Here is a 16,210-nt window from a genome sequence, read left to right as displayed (position 1 = left end):
TTTACATTCCACATTACACAAATTCTTCGCACCACTTGGGAACGATTTCAGTCGCTTTACCTTGTACGAAAACGTCGGTGTAGGGATCGCTGGTCGGAACTTCAAGGTTCAGGCAGGTGACCTTGGCGCCAAAGCTCTTGGCGAAACTCTTGAAGCCGGCGGCGGGGTAGACGACGCTGCTTGTGCCGATGTAGACGAATTCCTTGCAGTGCTGCAGGGCGTCCTGGATTTCTTCCATGTAAAGCGGCTGTTCGCCGAAGAACACGATGTCCGGACGGGTCATCGCACCGCAGAACGGACAACGGGTTTCGAGAGTTTCTTCGCCGTCGAACATGAATTCATGCTTGGGATTGTGTTCGCAGGTCAGGCGCATCAGGTCGCCGTGCATATGCAGGATGCGCTTGGATCCGGCGCGTTCATGCAGGTTGTCCACGTTCTGCGTGACGAGCAAAAAATCATCGCCAAGGCGTTTTTCAAGTTCGGCGAGAGCGAAATGCGCTGCGTTCGGTTCGTGTTCTTTGAGCCCCTTGCGCAGGAAGTTGTAGAAATCCTTCACGCGTTTCTTGTCGCGGTAGTAGCCTTCGGGCGTGCACACGTCGTCGATGTTCTCATGTTCCCACATGCCGTCGTTGCCACGGAAGGTGCGAAGGCCTGATTCGGCACTGATGCCGGCACCGGTCAGAACAACGAGTCTAGGAAACTTATTCGTACTCATTAGCAAATTTCTCCAAAGAACAGGGTTTCTGCCACGATGCCGTGTTCAAAGTCGGGCAGGTAAAGGCTTTCGTTTTCGCCGTGGGCATTGCATTCGGGGTCCTCGAGACCGGTCAAGAGGATAGGAATTTCGCCGAAGGTGTTGCGGAAAAGTTCCGCACCGGGGATGCTTGCGCCACAGCCGATGAACTTGGTCTCGGCATTGTAGGCGCGAGCCATTGATTTGCTCATCTTCTGGAAGAACGGGTGCGTCGTGTCGGTAACGAAGGGGTTGGCTCCGTCTTCGGTTACGATGCTGCATTCAAGGCCGTAGGGCACTTGCGCCTGCAGGAATTCTACCAGCTGTTGAGTCGCAATATCGGCTTCCATGCCAGGGGCGAGTCGAATGCCGATGCGGGCGTAGGCGGAGTCCTGTAGAACGTTTCCTGCGTTAGTGCGGCTGCCGACTTCCATCGCGGTTACCACGATCGATGGCCTGCGCCATAGCGACAAGAGGATTTCGTCTTCGGGAACCTTCAGCTGAACGCTTTCCAGAACGCCACCGTCGTTGCGGAAAATCTTCTCGGTCATGCCGAGGCTCTTGTAACTTTCGAGTTCCGCTTCGGTCGGAGGAATGAGCGTGTCCTCGAAATTCGGAATGAGGATGTTTCCCTTACCGTCACTCAGGCTTGCAATCATGTGGCAGAGCACCTGGCCCGGGTCAGGAATAGGGCCTGACCAACTTCCGGAATGGAGCGGAGCCTTGGTGGCCTTGAGTTCCACGCTTACGGCGCTCATACCACGGAGGGTCGTGGTAATCGAGGGCGTTCCCTTGGCGAAGTTGCCTAGGTCTGCCACGATGACGGCGTCGCACTTTAAAAGTTCGGCGTGCTTTTTAAGGATTTCGGCGAAGCCTGCGCTGCCGGATTCCTCTTCGCCTTCGATCAAAAACTTGAGGTTCGGTCCGTCATTTTTCTTCAGGGCTCGCACTTGTTCGAGTGCGGCGAGGTGTGTTACGATTCCCGCCTTGTCGTCGGCGGTGCCGCGGCCGTAAAGGCGGTCCCCTTGCAGGTTGGCTTCGAACGGCTTGGTATTCCAGAGGGTTTCGCGCATGGGCGGCTGTACGTCATGGTGCGCATACAGTAGAACCGTCGGCTTGTCGGGGCTAGTGAGGCTTTCTCCGTACACGGAAGGGCGCCCGCTGGGGGGCAACAGGAATTGCACGTTGCTGAGCCCTGCCTGCAAGAAAAGTTCCTTGACTTTTTCGGCGGAGTCCAGTACGAATTTCTGGTCAAAATTGTCAAAACTAATCGAGGGAATGCTGACCAAGTCACTCAGGGTCTTGATATAGACAGGCATCTTCTGGTGGATGGCGGCGACGACTGAATCAATAGTACTCTGTTCCATAATTCAACTCAACAGATGATAAAAGCGGACATATCCTTTTCTACTCAATAAAATAGTAAACCTTGTAAAAATTGGTCACTGGTGATAGATATTTTCTATTTTTGAGGAGTAAGTTTTGGCAAAAAGGATTACCCATGTCTTTCAACTGCGTGAATCACGAGTATTACCTGAACTTTGGCGACCGTGTCCTAGCGCTCATTCGCCGTATTTTCCATAACAATCCGGAATTTCGTCACGATTCGTTGAAGCATGCCGCGCGATTAGCTCCCTTTATTCCGTTTATGGGCGGCCGCCCTGACCTGAGCAAGACTCTCAAACGCGTCATCACTTTTCCCGATCACAGCAATTCCCTGTATCTCGGTTGCCCTATCATTTTGGCGGCAGGGGCGAACAAGACGGCGAAACGAATTTGCGATTATGCGAATATGGGTTTCGGTGGTATTACCGTAGGTACGGCTACCCGCAAGTTCCGCGAAGGCAATACGCACCGTCCACGTATCGGTTTTCTGGAAAACGACCGTGCCATCCACAACAGCATGGGCCTCAATAACGAGGGCGTCGAAGTCATCGCTCGCCGCACCGATGAACAGCTGACCAAGGCGCACAAGGTCGGGCTTTGCGTGGGGGTGTCCGTGGCGGAAACTCCGGGGCTTACCAATGACGAAGATAAACTGAAGGACCTGCTTGAAAGTTTTGCGATTGCCTACAAGGCCGGCGACTACATCGAAATCAACGTGAGCTGCCCCAATACCGGCGAGGCCCGAGTCGATATGGATTTGTCGCTTACCGAACGAATCTTCGGCGAAATCATGAAGTACAGGAATGCTCAGGCTATCCGTAAGGCCGTGTATGCCAAGATCAGCCCCGACCTTTCTGAACGCCACTTGGTGAACATCATGGATATGCTCGTGCGTACGGGCGTAAACGGCGTTGTGGTGGGCAATACTTACCCGACCAAGAAAATTAGCGAACTTCCTGTAGAGGCGAAGTACGAGGACCTGACACCGCTCCGCGCCGACGGAGACTGTGGAGGAATGTCTGGCCGTCCTCTTTACGAGAACATGATGTGGAACGTGACCTACATCCGCACGCATTATCCGGAAATCAGCGTGATTGCCTGTGGTGGAATTGACCATGGGTTCAAGATTTTCGATCTCATCAAGCTTGGGGTCGATGCTGTAGAATGTTACTCGGTGGTTGCCTTCCGCTGGATGGCCGCACATGCGATGCGCAAGGAACTCGAAGCTGCCCTGCTGGAATCGGGGTACTCGACGCTCACAGATTACGATGACCACAATCCGAAGCAGACCAAGTCCGTTTGATTTCTCATAAAATGAAACCGTTATTTCGTAATATTCTTTTCGCTTTGCTTCTTGCAACGGGATTTTCCTATGCGGTTCCCTGGCTCGGAGTCACTTTCAAGAAGACTTCCTTCGAGAACCATCTTGCTCTCAACGTAATCGGTGTTCACCCGGAGTCCGGCTGCTTTGCAGCGGGTATGGTGGCTGGTGATTTGATTGTCGGGGTGCAGGGGAGCCCGCTCTCGGATATGTCGCAAATCCAGTCGGCTGTCGCAGGGCACAAGGCGGGGCAGAAAATCAAGATTGAAATTTCGCGCGAGGACAAGAAGAAAACTCTGACGGTTGCCCTGACCGAACGCCCCGACGATATCAGCAACTTGACGGGATCCGCCATCGGCAGTAAGATCGCCAAGTTCGGCGAAAACTTTTACAAGAATGGTGAAAAACGCAAGGAAAAGCCGAAAGCGACATTGCTCGATTTCTGGGCGACCTGGTGCGGCCCTTGCCGCAAGACGCTCCCGGTGCTTGCGAACATTTATAATAAGTACAGTTCCAAGGGGCTCGAGGTTATTGGGATCGCCGACGAGTCCGTGGATGTCCTGAACGATTTCTACGCACACCAGCACGCATCTCCGTATCCGCTCTATCGCGATGCTAAAAAAGAAATGTGGATGCGCTATGGCATCCACGCTGTTCCGACACTGATGCTGTTGGATAAGGATGGCTACATCAAACGCGTATGGAGCGGTGCCCCCAGCGAGTACATGATAGAGCAAATCCTGAAGGACGTAATCGAGTAGAAGCTACTGTACGGCCGCTTTTTTCTGCGAGGCGAAGATATCTTCGTATTCTTCCTTGCTGATGCGTGCGTAACCGGTGGTGATGCCACCGAATTCGTAGTAGGCGGAGTCGCCCTTGACGCTCATGCAGTAAGGCATGTCGAGCGAGTTCTTTCCACAAAGCTTGCCGTCTTGGATGGTGGCGCTCAGGTCGCCGTTCACATTGCGGATGGTGTAGTCCTGGTTGTTGTCGGTCAGGACTTCAAAAATCATATTGGCTTCGCCTTTCCAGCAACCGGTATAGTTGGCACTATTGTTGCCGCAGCCGAAAAGGAACATTGAGGAAATAAGTGTTGCGGAAATAAGAATTGCTTTCTTCATGTCCATAAAATAGTATTTTTGAATGCGAGAAAATGCAATTTTTTGTTAAACATTTGTATTTGTTGGCCCCGATTCTTGCCCTGTCCGCTCTTTTCGGTGTTTACAAGTTAATTCAGGCGAATAGCCGCCCGATTCCGAAGTACGAGCCGCAGCAGTTTGTGGAAACCTGGTCTGCCGAAGAATATATGCGCCATTTGAACCTTAAGCCCTTTAACCAGCGTGAGGTCCATCGGTTGCTCCTCAAGCGAACCCGCCAGAAAGAAGGCGTTTATCTGGAAAGCCTGCTTCCAGCCATGGATACGGCGGGTATCGAGGTTGTCCATTGCTTCCATAAGGTAATGGGCGATGACTATGTTCCCGTGATTACGAGTGGTAACGACTATCCGTACCATAAGCCGAATTCGAAGCATTACAAGAACGCGGCGATGGATTTCCGCATCAACGACGTTCCTGTGACGAAGCGTCGCGAAATTGTCGAGATGATTCAGGATCGATTGGGCGAACGCTTCAGGGTGCTTTGGGAAAAGGGCGAGATGGAGCACCTTCATGTCGAAATGAACGACTGATTTGCCTTTTGAGGATACCCAAAATCTTGTATTATACAATTTGTATAATTTAATGAAAAATGTTTTTAAATAAAGTGCGAAATTTGCAATTTTGCATTAAAATTCTAAATTATGTATAATTTGCGTGTTGACTAGGTGACTCAAATTAGATATATTCCTTAGTATGAAATCGGTGTTTGAATATAAAGACTATCACCTCTTTATGCAGGATTACTACGACGAACGCAAGCGTCTGGGTGCGTTTTCGTGGCGCGAATTCTGCAAAAGTGCCGGATTTACTTCGCCGAACTTCTTGAAGCTTGTGTGCATGGGCCAAAGCAAGCTCAGCAAAGTCAAGGTGGGCGATGTCGCGAAGGCGATGGGTCTTGTGGGCGACGACGCGGATTACTTCCGCGAAATGGTTACGTTCTGCAATGCCGAAAAGGATGAGGCCAAGAAGGCGGCCCTCCTCGAAATGCAGAGGATTGCGTTGGAGCACAAGGTGCGCGTGGTCGATAGCGATGCGTTCCAGTATTATGAATCCTGGAAGTACCCAGTGCTTCGTGAACTCGCCCCGATGATGCCGGGGGCCTCTCCCCGCGATTTGGCCGATACGTGCAAGGAACATGTGTCTGCCGAGGAAGTGCGCGACGTGTTGAATTTCTTGGTGAAGGCCGGTTTCCTGAAAAAGGATGGCGAAAAGGTCTATTCGCAGACGGAACAAATCGTAATAGGTTCCAAGGAAGCGCTTCCTATTGCTATTCGTGCCATGCATAAAGAAATGGCGAACATGGCGGCGCGTGCCGTAGATCGCTATTCCGCAAGCGAGCGCCATTTTACAGGCGTCACGCTCAGCGTAAATCAAGAGGCGAGCGAACGGATTGCTAAAGAACTGGACGCCTGCTGCAGAAAGGTACTTGCGATTGCGAACGAATACAGCGACCAAGATCAGGTCTGCAGAATCAATTTCCAGTTTTTCCCGGTAACGGACAAAATCATAGGGGGACATCATGCTTAAGAAATTTACTTTTATCTCGGGGAGCATCGCACTTCTGTCGCTGATGGCCTGTGGTGACGCCGGTACGACTGCCGGTGGAACGATTGACCCGAATTCCATTGCCGATGCGAGCAGCTCATCTGAAATGAGTTCCTCGTCGGTTGATCCTGATGTGGGTGGATCCAGTTCGTCTGAAATGAGTTCTTCGTCGAATGACATCCCGAAGAACATGAGCAGTAGCTCGGTCGGCGGTCACGATATAAATCCGATTCCAGGGTCATCTTCTGCCGTGCAGGAACCGTCACTTTTGGTGAAGAATTCGCACTTTGTGTGTAATCACGAATATGTCGAATTGCCTGAAACGGATGACATTAATGCATTGCGTCCGGTAGCGACTATTTACGAACCGGATGAAGAAGGATTTTCGTTCGTTGACATGGGGTATGTAGCGGAGATGCCTTGTGGGTCTTATTATGAAAATCTCAAGGCCGTAGTCTCTGGCGATACTCTCTATGTTACGGGTGACTTTGTGGATTCATTTTTCGATTGTATATGCCCGACGGAGATGTCTTTCAGGGTGCAGAATGATCCCGCTTTTGAAAATGTATCGTGGGTTTCGTTTGAAGTCTGGGCTACTTTGCCGCTAGCGAAGGAAAAAGGCGTGGGCGAGCAATCTTCATCTAGCCTCGAGCAAAGTTCTTCGTCGCAGGAGATTAGTCTGGGGCCAGACCTGACGGCACTGGAACTGAACGGCTATGAAAGAGGTCAATGCCTGAAAGATGGCTTGGCCGCCAAGCCAGTCGCAAAGAATGCAGCCTCTGAACTTCCCGAAGCAAAGCAGATTACTTATTTGAACGGCAAAACTGTTCTGACTTTGGAAAATGTGATAGACTATTGCGGAATAGAAGCGAAGGTTTCTCAAAAGATGGTCGGTGACACCTTGATGTTGGACTATTATGACCAAACTGGCGTGACCAAGTGCATCTGCAATTTGGAAAAAATTGATTTCCTGCTTGAGCCGGAAAATACGGCTGCCAAGTATGTCATGTTCAAGGATGTCGTGTACTGGATCGATGTGATTATGTATGAGGTTGATCCTGAATGGGGCTATTAGAACGGCAGATTGCTTTGGATTATATTTATCCCAAATCGGGTGCCCCACAGGGACACCTGTTTTTGATATTTTGGGGTTGTAAAAAGCTTGAACTTTTGCAAATAAAAATAAATTACGAATTCACGCAAGCAAGGTTTATGCCTATTGTAGCCTTGCAAACGATAAGGTCGCGATTACTGATTTTAAGGATAAGACAGAATTCAACCGCTTTCGTAAAGAACAGGGCTTTCCGAATTCGAAACGTCTTAAAAGTTATCCAGCAGTCAAGTTATGCCGACTTGGGGTTGACAATACGGCAAAAGGTCGGCAAATTGGTACGGCTGTAGTAGATTACATCAAGTCTATGTTTGTCATTGAAAATAAGACGGGATGTCGATTCTTGACGGTTGATGCATATTTGGATGCTGTTCCGTTTTATGTTAAGAACGAATTCAATTTCATGAATGCTGAAGACAGCGACCCGCATACGCGACTTATGTATTACGACTTAATGGAGTTGAAATCGTAAATACGCATAATGCCAAAGATTTGTGCTAAAAAAAACAGGTGCCCCGCTTGGGACACCTGTTTTAAGTTTTGGATTGACGGCTTTGCCGTCCGTGGCTGCGGCTCACCAATAAAAATATGCTAGCATATTTTTGCTGGATTCGCCTTGCTCACTATTCTATCGCGTCCTTGCGGACGCTCCAGAATGACAACTTGTCTCATTAGTATAACAGAGCGAACACCATGCCGGGACGGAAGTACTTACCGGCGGTGTACTTGAGTGCCGTGCTGTGGAGCAGCATGAACAGTGCGCTTGCTTCAACCTTGTTCGACTTCGCGATGCTGCCGAATGCCTTGGTGAAGGCGGGTAGGTTGCGGGGGAGCTTCGGGCTGATGCGGGAGTCTGCAAGGAGGGCGCCCTTCTTCAGGAGTTCCTTATGCATCTTGTCGGCGGCGGTGGCGCTCAGGCCGAATGCCTTCACGAGCGCTTCCGGGTGCAGGCGGCAAGAACCGTTGAATCCTTCCGGTGCGGCAAACGGGATGCGGGCTTCTTCGTAGAGGTTGCGGATCATGGAATCGCCCATGTCGGCAGCCTGCTTTTCGAGGCCGTGGTGCATCATGGCGCACATGATGCTGTACTGGATGCCAATCCACACGTCGTGTGCCTGGAAGTTGAATTCATCCAGCGGGCTGCCGTCCTTACGCACAAGGTTTGCGGCGCCGATGAGCGGGCTGTTGGCCTTGTAGTTCGTGTTGAAAACGCGGAGAAGGTTGGCCTTGGCCTTCTTCTCGTCGCTGATGGGCTTGAGGCCGAGCAGGCGGAGGTAAGTGTCGGCGAGCATCGTGTCGGCGAATACGTCGTCGCAGTCGTTGGCAATCTTTGCGTTCCAGCTGGCAGTGAAAGCTTCCTTGCACTGGGCGGTGAGCCAAGCCTTCTTGAGGCCGCGGAGTTCGTTCTTGGAAAGTTCCACATCGCTGGGGATTGCGCCGGAGTTCAGCCATTCGTTGATGGTCTTGAGAGATGCCTTCACATCGTTACCATCGATAACGAGCGTGTCCTTGATGGCGTCAGCCAGTTGCGGGAGCTTGTCTGCAACCACATCCTTCGCTTCCATCGGAGTCACGAAGAAGTGGTAGTAGCCTTCGGCTTCGTCCCACAAGGCGACCTCGAATTCCTTGTTGGCGGAGTCAGCCTTCGCGTTCCAGGTGTCGGCCTGTGCCTTGTCGCCGAGGATTTCGGCAATCTTTGCCGCAGCGCGGAGACCTGCAATCCAGAGGCTACCGCAGTACACGGAAATGCCGTGGCTGGAGAGGTTGTCGAACGTGTCGTCGGTACCGTGGGTGAGCGGGAAGTTTTCGCCTTCGTTCACCATCTTTTCCAGGTACTGCATGGCGGCGTAGACGGCTTCCTTGCAGTCCTTCAGGTTTTCGATATCCTGCGTCTTCACGTAGTGGCGGAGAACCATCAGCACATACTTCGGAGCGAGATCCTTCCATTCCTTCACGTTGTGCCAGTCGTAGGCATCGGGTTCTGCATCGAAGGGGCTTCCGAGGTCGTGAATCACGGCGCCACGGACGGCGCGCGGGCCTTCCAGCTTCGGGTCCGGGAGGTCGGCGAACGGGTGGTTCACGTATTCGTGGTGGCGGCGACGGTTGTCGTTCACGGCGAGAATAGCATCGCCGAAGCGCTTCATCACCACACCGTCGAGGCGCGGCATCAGGGCCATCAGGCTGAAGCTGCCGTAGAAGTAAACGTCCAGGGAGTTGAAGAACGGATAGTCGGCACATTCGCGAACCAAGAAACGGTCGTCCTTGTCCCACACGGTGGCTTCGGCGAGGAAGCTGAGGGTGTTGATAGCGAGGCTCTTGAATTCGGCCTGCTTGGCTGCAGTCTTGTAGAGCTTGGCCACGGCCTTCTTCGGGACGAGGGCTTCGAATGCCTTGAGGCGTGCGTCAAAGTTCTTGTCGGCGGCGAGGGCTTCGACCAGGATGACGCCCACGCGGCCGTATGCTTCGGGGAAGAATGCGGTGTACTTCTTGGCGGAAGTAAGCTTGTTCAGCTTGATTTCCGGGAAGTCCAGCACCAGGTTGAACTGGAAAGAAACCTTCTGCTTCGGCTTCAAGACGGCAGTCACGGCGACGGCACCGGCCATCGTCTCGCGGCCGCTGTAAACGTTCTTGACCCAGGCTTCGCAAACGCGACCGCTGCGGAGAGCGCCCTTCAAAACAGAGGCGGCGTCATCCTGGTAGAACATCGGCTTCACGGAAACGTTCAGGTTATCCTTCTTGTTCCAGGCGACGGACACGCCCATGCAGCCGTTGAAGTCGCTTTCGGCGAGCGGCTTTTCGTTGTAGAATTCGAGACCGCGGACTTCGCGACCGTCCTGGACCTGCTTGCTGAACTTCACGCCCTTCGGGAAACGTGCGGACGGCACGAGCACGAAGCTGGAATCCTGAACGCCCTGGCGGTCCTTCTTAGCCATGTAACCGGCGATGCAGTCCTGTACCTGCACGATCGTAATTTCGCGGGTTTCCTTGGTGGTATTTTCGAGGGTGAAAACGGTCGCGTTCACCGGGAGGCTGGAGAGGCGTTCGTCACCCGGGGTCACGTAGCTGGACTGGGTTTTGGTAATCTGCACGCCCTTGCCTTCGTACTTGGTTTCACTCACCGGGTAGAGGGCGGCATACTGCATCTTGGCGGCATCGTAACCGGCCTGGCCCAGGAATTCAGTGTCGTTTGCCCAGGCGGCGGTGAGGGAGCCCTGACGCACGGCCTTTTCGCCCACGACACCGTTGAAGAAGTCGATGACGGCGCTGCGGTTGAGTTCTGCACCGGCCTTGTTCAGGAGGGCGGCGGTGCGGTCGCTCCATTCGATGTGCCAGCGTTCAAAGTCTGCCTGGTTGTTCTTGAAGAACTCCTTCTCGGCGATGGCCTTGTTGAGCTTGGCCTCGGCCTTCTTCTGGTTCGCAAGTTCAGCGGCGCTGAAGAGTGCTTCGCCCTTCGCGTCCACCAGCGGGTACTTGGCGAGCATCTGCGTAAAGCCTGCGAAGTCGACGATTTCGAGGGCGGCCTTCGCGTCGATTACGGATTCGCGGAAGAAGAAGTTGTTGAAGCGGAGGTCAGCGGGCTTTTCGGTGCGGACCTGTACGCCCGGCATCACGTTCATCACGGGAGTGGTGCCCGCAGGCGTTGCGGTGAATGTCGAGCCGATACCGCCGACAGCAATACCCGTGGTAGAAGGGGTCGTAGAAAGCGGGGTATACCAGGGCTGGATAAATTCCACGGCGAGGCCCGGGGTCATCAGCTTCTGGACGGAACCGGCCTGTTTGGCGCCGGCGAGGTAATCTTTGATGCTCATAGTTATTTCCATGAATAGGGTTAAATTTTTACGAGTATAAAGTTACAAATTCTGGGGGCTTACGAATAGCGAAACCTTGCGAAAAGTGTTTACAAAATGAAGCTTTTGTAAATCGAAGCGGGGTGTTACGGGGCCGGCGCCTGAGGCCCCGTTCGAAGGGGTGACGGAAGACCCGGCGGGAATGTTGACTTGAGATTGAGTGGAGCCGGGGCTGAAGGCAGGGGGAGACTTCCCCCTTTGCTGTATTTTTATATATTTGGGCTGAATTTTTAACAAGTGATTAGGAATATGAACAAAAGAATTTTTTTCGTCGTGCTGTTATCCTTGGTTGCGCTCGTTAGTGCCCAAACTGCTCCAAAGCTTAGTTCGCCTGCGCCCATGGAACACCGTGGTTTCTATAACAGCGTTTCTTTCGGAGCTGCCTACAACTGGTATGAAAACAGCAAGAATGAAAAAGACGAATACTACAGTGGACGCACAAATGTCGTTAATCGCGAAATCAATACCTTCGAGTATAGCGGCGGCACGTTCCCGATGGTTGAATTCAAGTTCGGTGTGGCACTCGCCAATTTGCTGGCGTTCCATACTGTTTTTAATATGGGTCTCTTCTCGGGTACGATAGAGGAAGGTTTTTCAGAGTACCGTAAGGAATGTGGCGAAAATAAAATCTGTATAGAGGAAGAACTGGAAAAGAAAAGGGTTAGGGATAAGTCTTCGGACGCTTACAGTTTCAGGTCATATATTGGTTTCGGTACGACCATTTACCCGATTCAGGACAAACAGTCCATAATGAATGGCCTCTTTGTCGGAGGATCCGTCGGTTATACTCTCTTTGCGACAATGATTAATGACGGCCTTGAAAATGCATCGGCGAATGCGGGGGCGGCTTTTCAGGTGGAACTCGGAAAGGACTGGTGGGTGAACGATCACCTGTCTATCGGCGTGGGTCTCGGTTATGCGCGTAGTGGTTTGGTCTGGAACACGGTCAAGTCCTACGATACAGATAACGTAATTTCACTTTCGTTCAGGCTCACTCGAGGATAGACTATGAAGATGTGTAAAAGTCTATTCGTGGCGATGGCGGTGGCTGTCGCTGCGTGGGCTCAGGACGAGATGGGACCGGTTGAAAGTCCCGCGGTGGAAATGCCGATGATGAGCGCTCCGCAAAATCCGAACCCGGCTCTTGCGGCAGAACCTGTCGCTCCGGCGAAAAAGACTCGTGTGAAGAAGGTGCGCCCGCCCCATGAACATCGCGGATTCTTTTTCAGTATGGGCATGGGTGTCTCGTATGTGACGACATCCGTAGACGAATCAAATGTGGAGAACAGTTCGAGTGGGGGGTATACGGACTTGGATGGAAACTTTATTCCTCAAAGCAAGTATGAACGTGAAAGGATACTCCATGAGGAATTTTCCGGTTGGGCCACGCCGATTATCGAATTTCGCTTTGGAAAGTCTATCGGAAATTTAGTGGCATTGTATTCCATCTTCTCGACGGGTATCTACCAGGGGGAAGGTTCTCATAAAAAAATGAACAGGGAGCTTTCGTATCGTTACGACCGCTCTGGCACCCTGACATCAATTGATACGATTCCCAATGGAACCAAAAAGAAGAAGGACGGCGCTTTAGCTTTTTTTGAATCCTTTGGCCTGGGCCTTTCCGTTTATCCGTTCCGTGATCCGGAATCGATTTTGAATGGGTTGTATATCGGTGCTTCCGGGGGCTTCGAGGGTTTTGACTCTCATCTGGATGATTCCTTTTCTCTCATTTCGAATGGCGGTGTCTATACGCGCTTTGAATTGGGCAAGGATTGGTGGGTGAGTGATACCTGGTCGCTCGGCGTGGGCATTGCATATATCAATGTCACCGTCTTTGAAGACGGTAACGACAAGGAAGAACATGAGCGCAATTCCATTAGCTTCTTTATAAGGCTGACTCACGGATAGTTGATTCGCGAGAGAATCGGCTTCAGAGTAAGGATTTTATTGAATTTAGCCGATTCGGTCTTGCCGTGAACCACAAAGCCCCAGGCGTTAAGCTGGGGCGGTGGTGAGAGCGAGTGCTCTGGGGCCGTACTTATATAATTGGGCGCGAGCGGTCTTTAGAAAGTAAAACCGGCGAAAATGTTGTCGCTCAGGAACGGCAGCACTCCAAGCACAATTACCGCTGCGGTCAGGAGAATGATGACGCCGCGCTGACGCTTGGTCATACGCAACGGATTCAGGTGCATTTCGGCGGTGTCCTGTGAGCCGGAGCCTTCAAGCGTAAGCTGATGGTGTAGGTGAGAGCGAGACGATGTCGTAAGTTCTTGCTGCGATAGAGTCGAGCGGTCTGTAGGATCAATCCAAGCGCTCTTAATCAGCTGCAGGTAGTAGAACAGCGCAAGCACGTTGTTCAGCACGGCGAATGCCACGATGCCGTAATGACCTGTCGAAGCGCCACTGAAGAACAGGTGGAACTTTCCGAAGAATCCTGCAAGCGGCGGGATACCTGCGAGGCTGAACATGGCGACGGCAAGTGCAATCGCAAGTGTCGGTTTCTGCTTCGAAAGTCCGCGCAGGGAATCGAATGTTTCTTCGCGGTGGTGACCGATGATGCCGAAGATGAAGAACGCGAGGTAGTTCGAAACGGCGTACACGAACAAGTAATAGATAATGGCTGTCTTTCCCATGACGGCATCACCGAGGAGCGCCACCATGATGTAGCCCGCTTGTGCGATGGAGCTGTAGGCCATGAAACGGCGCAGCCTGCTCTGCTTGAGGGCTCCGAGGTTTCCGACGAACAAGGTTGTGCCGGCAAGAAGGGCGATGAACGGGGCAATCTGTTCCTTGATGGGGGAGAGCGGCCCATAGACCAGAACGACGAGGAATGCGATTGCGGTCGCCTTGGAGGTTACCGAAAGAATGGCGGTTACGGGCGTAGGAGCGCCTTCGTAGACGTCGGGTGCCCAAGTATAGAACGGGAACAGGGTCAGCTTGAAACCGATTCCTGCAAACAGGAACAGCACGGCAATCCACAGCAATGGAGAACTTCCGCTTGCAACGGCCTGCTGGATGGAATCAAAGTGGATAGAACCTGAAAAACCGTAAAGGTAGCTGAATCCGAACAGCTCAAAGGCGGTCGCGACGGAGCCCATCAGGATATACTTGGTGGCTGCTTCTGAACCGTATTGGTCGCGCTTGTTCCATGCGGCAAGGGCGTACATCGGAATGGTTGCTATTTCGAGGCCCAGGAAGAACGTGAGCAAATCGCAGGCCGAAACGACAGTGAATCCGCCGAAGGTGGCGAATGCCACGGTGCCGATAAATTCTGCAATCTGGTGCATGGCGGGCTTGCCGTCTCCGCCGTGCTCAAAGTAGTCCTTCGCAAGCCAGATGCCGAGAATGGCCGAAACCATCAGTACTTCGCGCATCAGAACGCCGAAATCGTCGATGTGCCAGTTAGTGATGAAGAACCGGCCCACTCCGCCCGAAAGCGGAATGAAGTTCAACAGGACAAAGATGGCGATGAAACCGATGTTCGCAATGCGCCAGGGCACCTTGGAACGGTCGGTGCAGAAGAGCCTGCTTCCGATCACGATGAACGGAAAAAGCAGAAGCAGTAAGTCGGGGATGATAAAATTGGGAATATACATATTAAATTACCACCTCATCATAGGTGCGATACTTTGGTCGAGCATGTCGGCGATCCATCCGGGGAACACGCCTATCAAAAGGAGACAGAGCACCAGAACCACGACCACGAGTTTCTCGCGGAAGGTCGCGTCGGTAAGCGATTCGTACTTGGCTGGCATATTGCCGTGCAGCATGCGGTTGGCCGTCTGCAGAATGTAAACGGCGGTCGTCGTAATCGAGAGAATTGCAAGCACGGTCACGATGCGCGTAAGCGTAGAATCCTGCTGGAATGCGCCGATAAAGATGTTGCTTTCGGCGATGAACCCGCTGAAACCCGGCAGACCAAGGCCTGCAAAGCCTGCGATAACAAAACCTACGCCGAGGAAAGGGAGCTTGCGCATAATGCCACCCATCTCGGTGATGTCACGGGTATGCGTGCGCTCGTAGATCATGCCGATGGTCGCGAAGAAAAGTCCCGTCAGGAATCCGTGCGAAATCATCTGGAGAGATGCTCCGCGAAGTCCCACCGGAGTAAGCGCCGCGAGACCGAGGAAAATCAGGCCCAAGTGGCTAATGGAACTGTAAGCGGTAATGTACTTGAGGTCCTTGTGGCGCAGTGCAATGAAGGGGCCGAGAACCACGTTGAAAATCAGGAGCGCGACAACGTACGGGAGCCAAATCTTGGCGGCTTCTGGCATCAGGAACATTGCGACGCGAAGACAACCGTAAGCGCCCATCTTCATCATCACGCCGGCGGCAAGCATCGAGACTGCCGTCGGAGCGGCGGAGTGACCGTCCGGACTCCAGAAGTGGAACGGAAACAGGGAACTCGAAACGGCAAATCCCATGAACATGAGCGGGAACGCCCACATCTGAAAATCCATCGGGAGCGTCACCTTGGAAAGTTCGACAAGGCTGAAACTGTAGATCCCGCTTTCGAAGTAGAGTCCGAAGAGTGTCGCCAAAATCATCGAGGAACCGAATGCAAGGGTCAAGGTCAGCTTTTTACCGCCGTAGTCCTTGCTGCCCGAGCCGTAGCCCGCGATCATCAGGTACATGCAGAGCGCTTCCATTTCGTAGAACACGAAGAACAGCACCAGGTCCATGCTCATGAACACGCCGTAGACGCTTGTTGCCAGGAGCTGAATGAGCGCGAAGAAAACTTTCTGGTTGCCCTTGATGTTCCAGCTGACGAGAATGCCCGCCCAGACGATGACCGCCGTAAGGAACAGTAGGAACATGTTGAGTCCGTCCGCACCGACAATGTAGTGGGCGTTGAACATGTGAAGCCAGGGGATGTCCATGTAGTAGTGCAACAGGAGCGGGGCCGATTCCTTGGCTGCGCTGTCCACACCAAGCGTGTAGAGCCTGTAAGTAAGATAACCGACAAGCAGAAGGCCAATCGTTCCCGATGTAGCGTGGATGGTCTTGAGGAGCGTTTCCTTTTGAGCGGAAATCGGAGCGCAGGCCAAAACCGTAATCAGCGGGAGGATCCAGATAAGGTTAAAAAGCAAAGTATCCATAGTTAAACCT

The 16,210-nt window shown here is 52.5% G+C and carries 13 protein-coding genes and 1 pseudogene; 8 read left to right on the top strand and 6 right to left on the bottom strand.

The genetic code is table 11. The features are described from left to right. Positions 1-13 precede the first annotated feature (13 nt). On the bottom strand, positions 14-715 hold the full coding sequence (locus Q0P86_RS08875; RefSeq protein ID WP_295038881.1) for an NAD-dependent deacylase: 702 nt from the start codon (positions 713-715) through the stop codon (positions 14-16). Beyond that, positions 715-2,100, bottom strand: a complete 1,386-nt coding sequence (locus tag Q0P86_RS08870; RefSeq protein ID WP_294111235.1) for a M20/M25/M40 family metallo-hydrolase — start codon at positions 2,098-2,100, stop codon at positions 715-717. Before Q0P86_RS08870 ends, Q0P86_RS08875 begins: the two co-directional genes overlap by 1 nt. A gap of 134 nt (positions 2,101-2,234) precedes the next feature. Here Q0P86_RS08870 and Q0P86_RS08865 point away from each other — a divergent pair, with 134 nt between their 5' ends. Further along, complete coding sequence (locus tag Q0P86_RS08865) at positions 2,235-3,422, top strand: dihydroorotate oxidase (protein ID WP_290996523.1); 1,188 nt, start codon at positions 2,235-2,237, stop codon at positions 3,420-3,422. An 11-nt stretch (positions 3,423-3,433) separates the two neighbouring features. Continuing rightward, positions 3,434-4,201 carry a thioredoxin-like domain-containing protein gene (locus Q0P86_RS08860; protein WP_295038879.1) on the top strand — a complete coding sequence of 256 codons (768 nt, stop codon included), beginning with the start codon at positions 3,434-3,436 and terminating at the stop codon, positions 4,199-4,201. A 3-nt stretch (positions 4,202-4,204) separates the two neighbouring features. On the opposite strand, the gene Q0P86_RS08855 is transcribed toward Q0P86_RS08860, so the two are convergent. Beyond that, positions 4,205-4,561, bottom strand: a complete 357-nt coding sequence (locus Q0P86_RS08855) for a hypothetical protein (RefSeq protein WP_072978595.1) — start codon at positions 4,559-4,561, stop codon at positions 4,205-4,207. A gap of 32 nt (positions 4,562-4,593) precedes the next feature. Here Q0P86_RS08855 and Q0P86_RS08850 point away from each other — a divergent pair, with 32 nt between their 5' ends. From Q0P86_RS08850 to Q0P86_RS16895, 4 genes and pseudogenes are all read left to right on the top strand, one after another. Then, positions 4,594-5,127 carry a hypothetical protein gene (locus Q0P86_RS08850; protein ID WP_072978253.1) on the top strand — a complete coding sequence of 178 codons (534 nt, stop codon included), beginning with the start codon at positions 4,594-4,596 and terminating at the stop codon, positions 5,125-5,127. Positions 5,128-5,290: 163 nt separating this feature from the next. After that, positions 5,291-6,124, top strand: coding sequence for a TIGR02147 family protein (locus Q0P86_RS08845; RefSeq protein WP_290996520.1), 834 nt, complete (start codon positions 5,291-5,293; stop codon positions 6,122-6,124). Next, complete coding sequence (locus Q0P86_RS08840) at positions 6,117-7,217, top strand: hypothetical protein (protein WP_295038876.1); 1,101 nt, start codon at positions 6,117-6,119, stop codon at positions 7,215-7,217. Before Q0P86_RS08845 ends, Q0P86_RS08840 begins: the two co-directional genes overlap by 8 nt. 127 nt (positions 7,218-7,344) lie before the next feature. Next, positions 7,345-7,725: pseudogene (locus tag Q0P86_RS16895) on the top strand (GNAT family N-acetyltransferase); the annotation flags it as partial. Positions 7,726-7,924: 199 nt separating this feature from the next. Here Q0P86_RS16895 and Q0P86_RS08835 read toward each other — a convergent pair. Then, positions 7,925-11,062: a GH116 family glycosyl hydrolase gene (locus tag Q0P86_RS08835; RefSeq protein WP_295038874.1), complete on the bottom strand. Its 3,138-nt coding sequence runs from the start codon at positions 11,060-11,062 to the stop codon at positions 7,925-7,927. A 288-nt stretch (positions 11,063-11,350) separates the two neighbouring features. Here Q0P86_RS08835 and Q0P86_RS08830 point away from each other — a divergent pair, with 288 nt between their 5' ends. Both Q0P86_RS08830 and Q0P86_RS08825 read left to right on the top strand, forming a co-directional pair. Then, entirely contained in the window at positions 11,351-12,106 is a 756-nt protein-coding gene (locus tag Q0P86_RS08830) for a hypothetical protein (protein WP_295038872.1), read from the top strand. A gap of 3 nt (positions 12,107-12,109) precedes the next feature. Continuing rightward, the gene (locus Q0P86_RS08825) at positions 12,110-13,009 is read left to right on the top strand and encodes a hypothetical protein (RefSeq protein WP_291024553.1); all 900 of its coding nucleotides are present in this window, start codon (positions 12,110-12,112) and stop codon (positions 13,007-13,009) included. 155 nt (positions 13,010-13,164) lie between these two features. On the opposite strand, the gene Q0P86_RS08820 is transcribed toward Q0P86_RS08825, so the two are convergent. Continuing rightward, positions 13,165-14,697 (bottom strand): NADH-quinone oxidoreductase subunit N, encoded by a 1,533-nt coding sequence (locus tag Q0P86_RS08820; RefSeq protein ID WP_294986050.1) that lies wholly within the window; start codon positions 14,695-14,697, stop codon positions 13,165-13,167. A 6-nt stretch (positions 14,698-14,703) separates the two neighbouring features. Beyond that, entirely contained in the window at positions 14,704-16,200 is a 1,497-nt protein-coding gene (locus tag Q0P86_RS08815; protein ID WP_290993351.1) for a NuoM family protein, read from the bottom strand. Positions 16,201-16,210: the final 10 nt, after the last annotated feature.

The sequence above is a fragment of the uncultured Fibrobacter sp. genome (assembly GCF_946062555.1).
GTDB lineage: Bacteria > Fibrobacterota > Fibrobacteria > Fibrobacterales > Fibrobacteraceae > Fibrobacter.
Note: the sequence above shows the minus strand (reverse complement) of the source record. Positions and strands in the feature narration are given on the sequence as shown.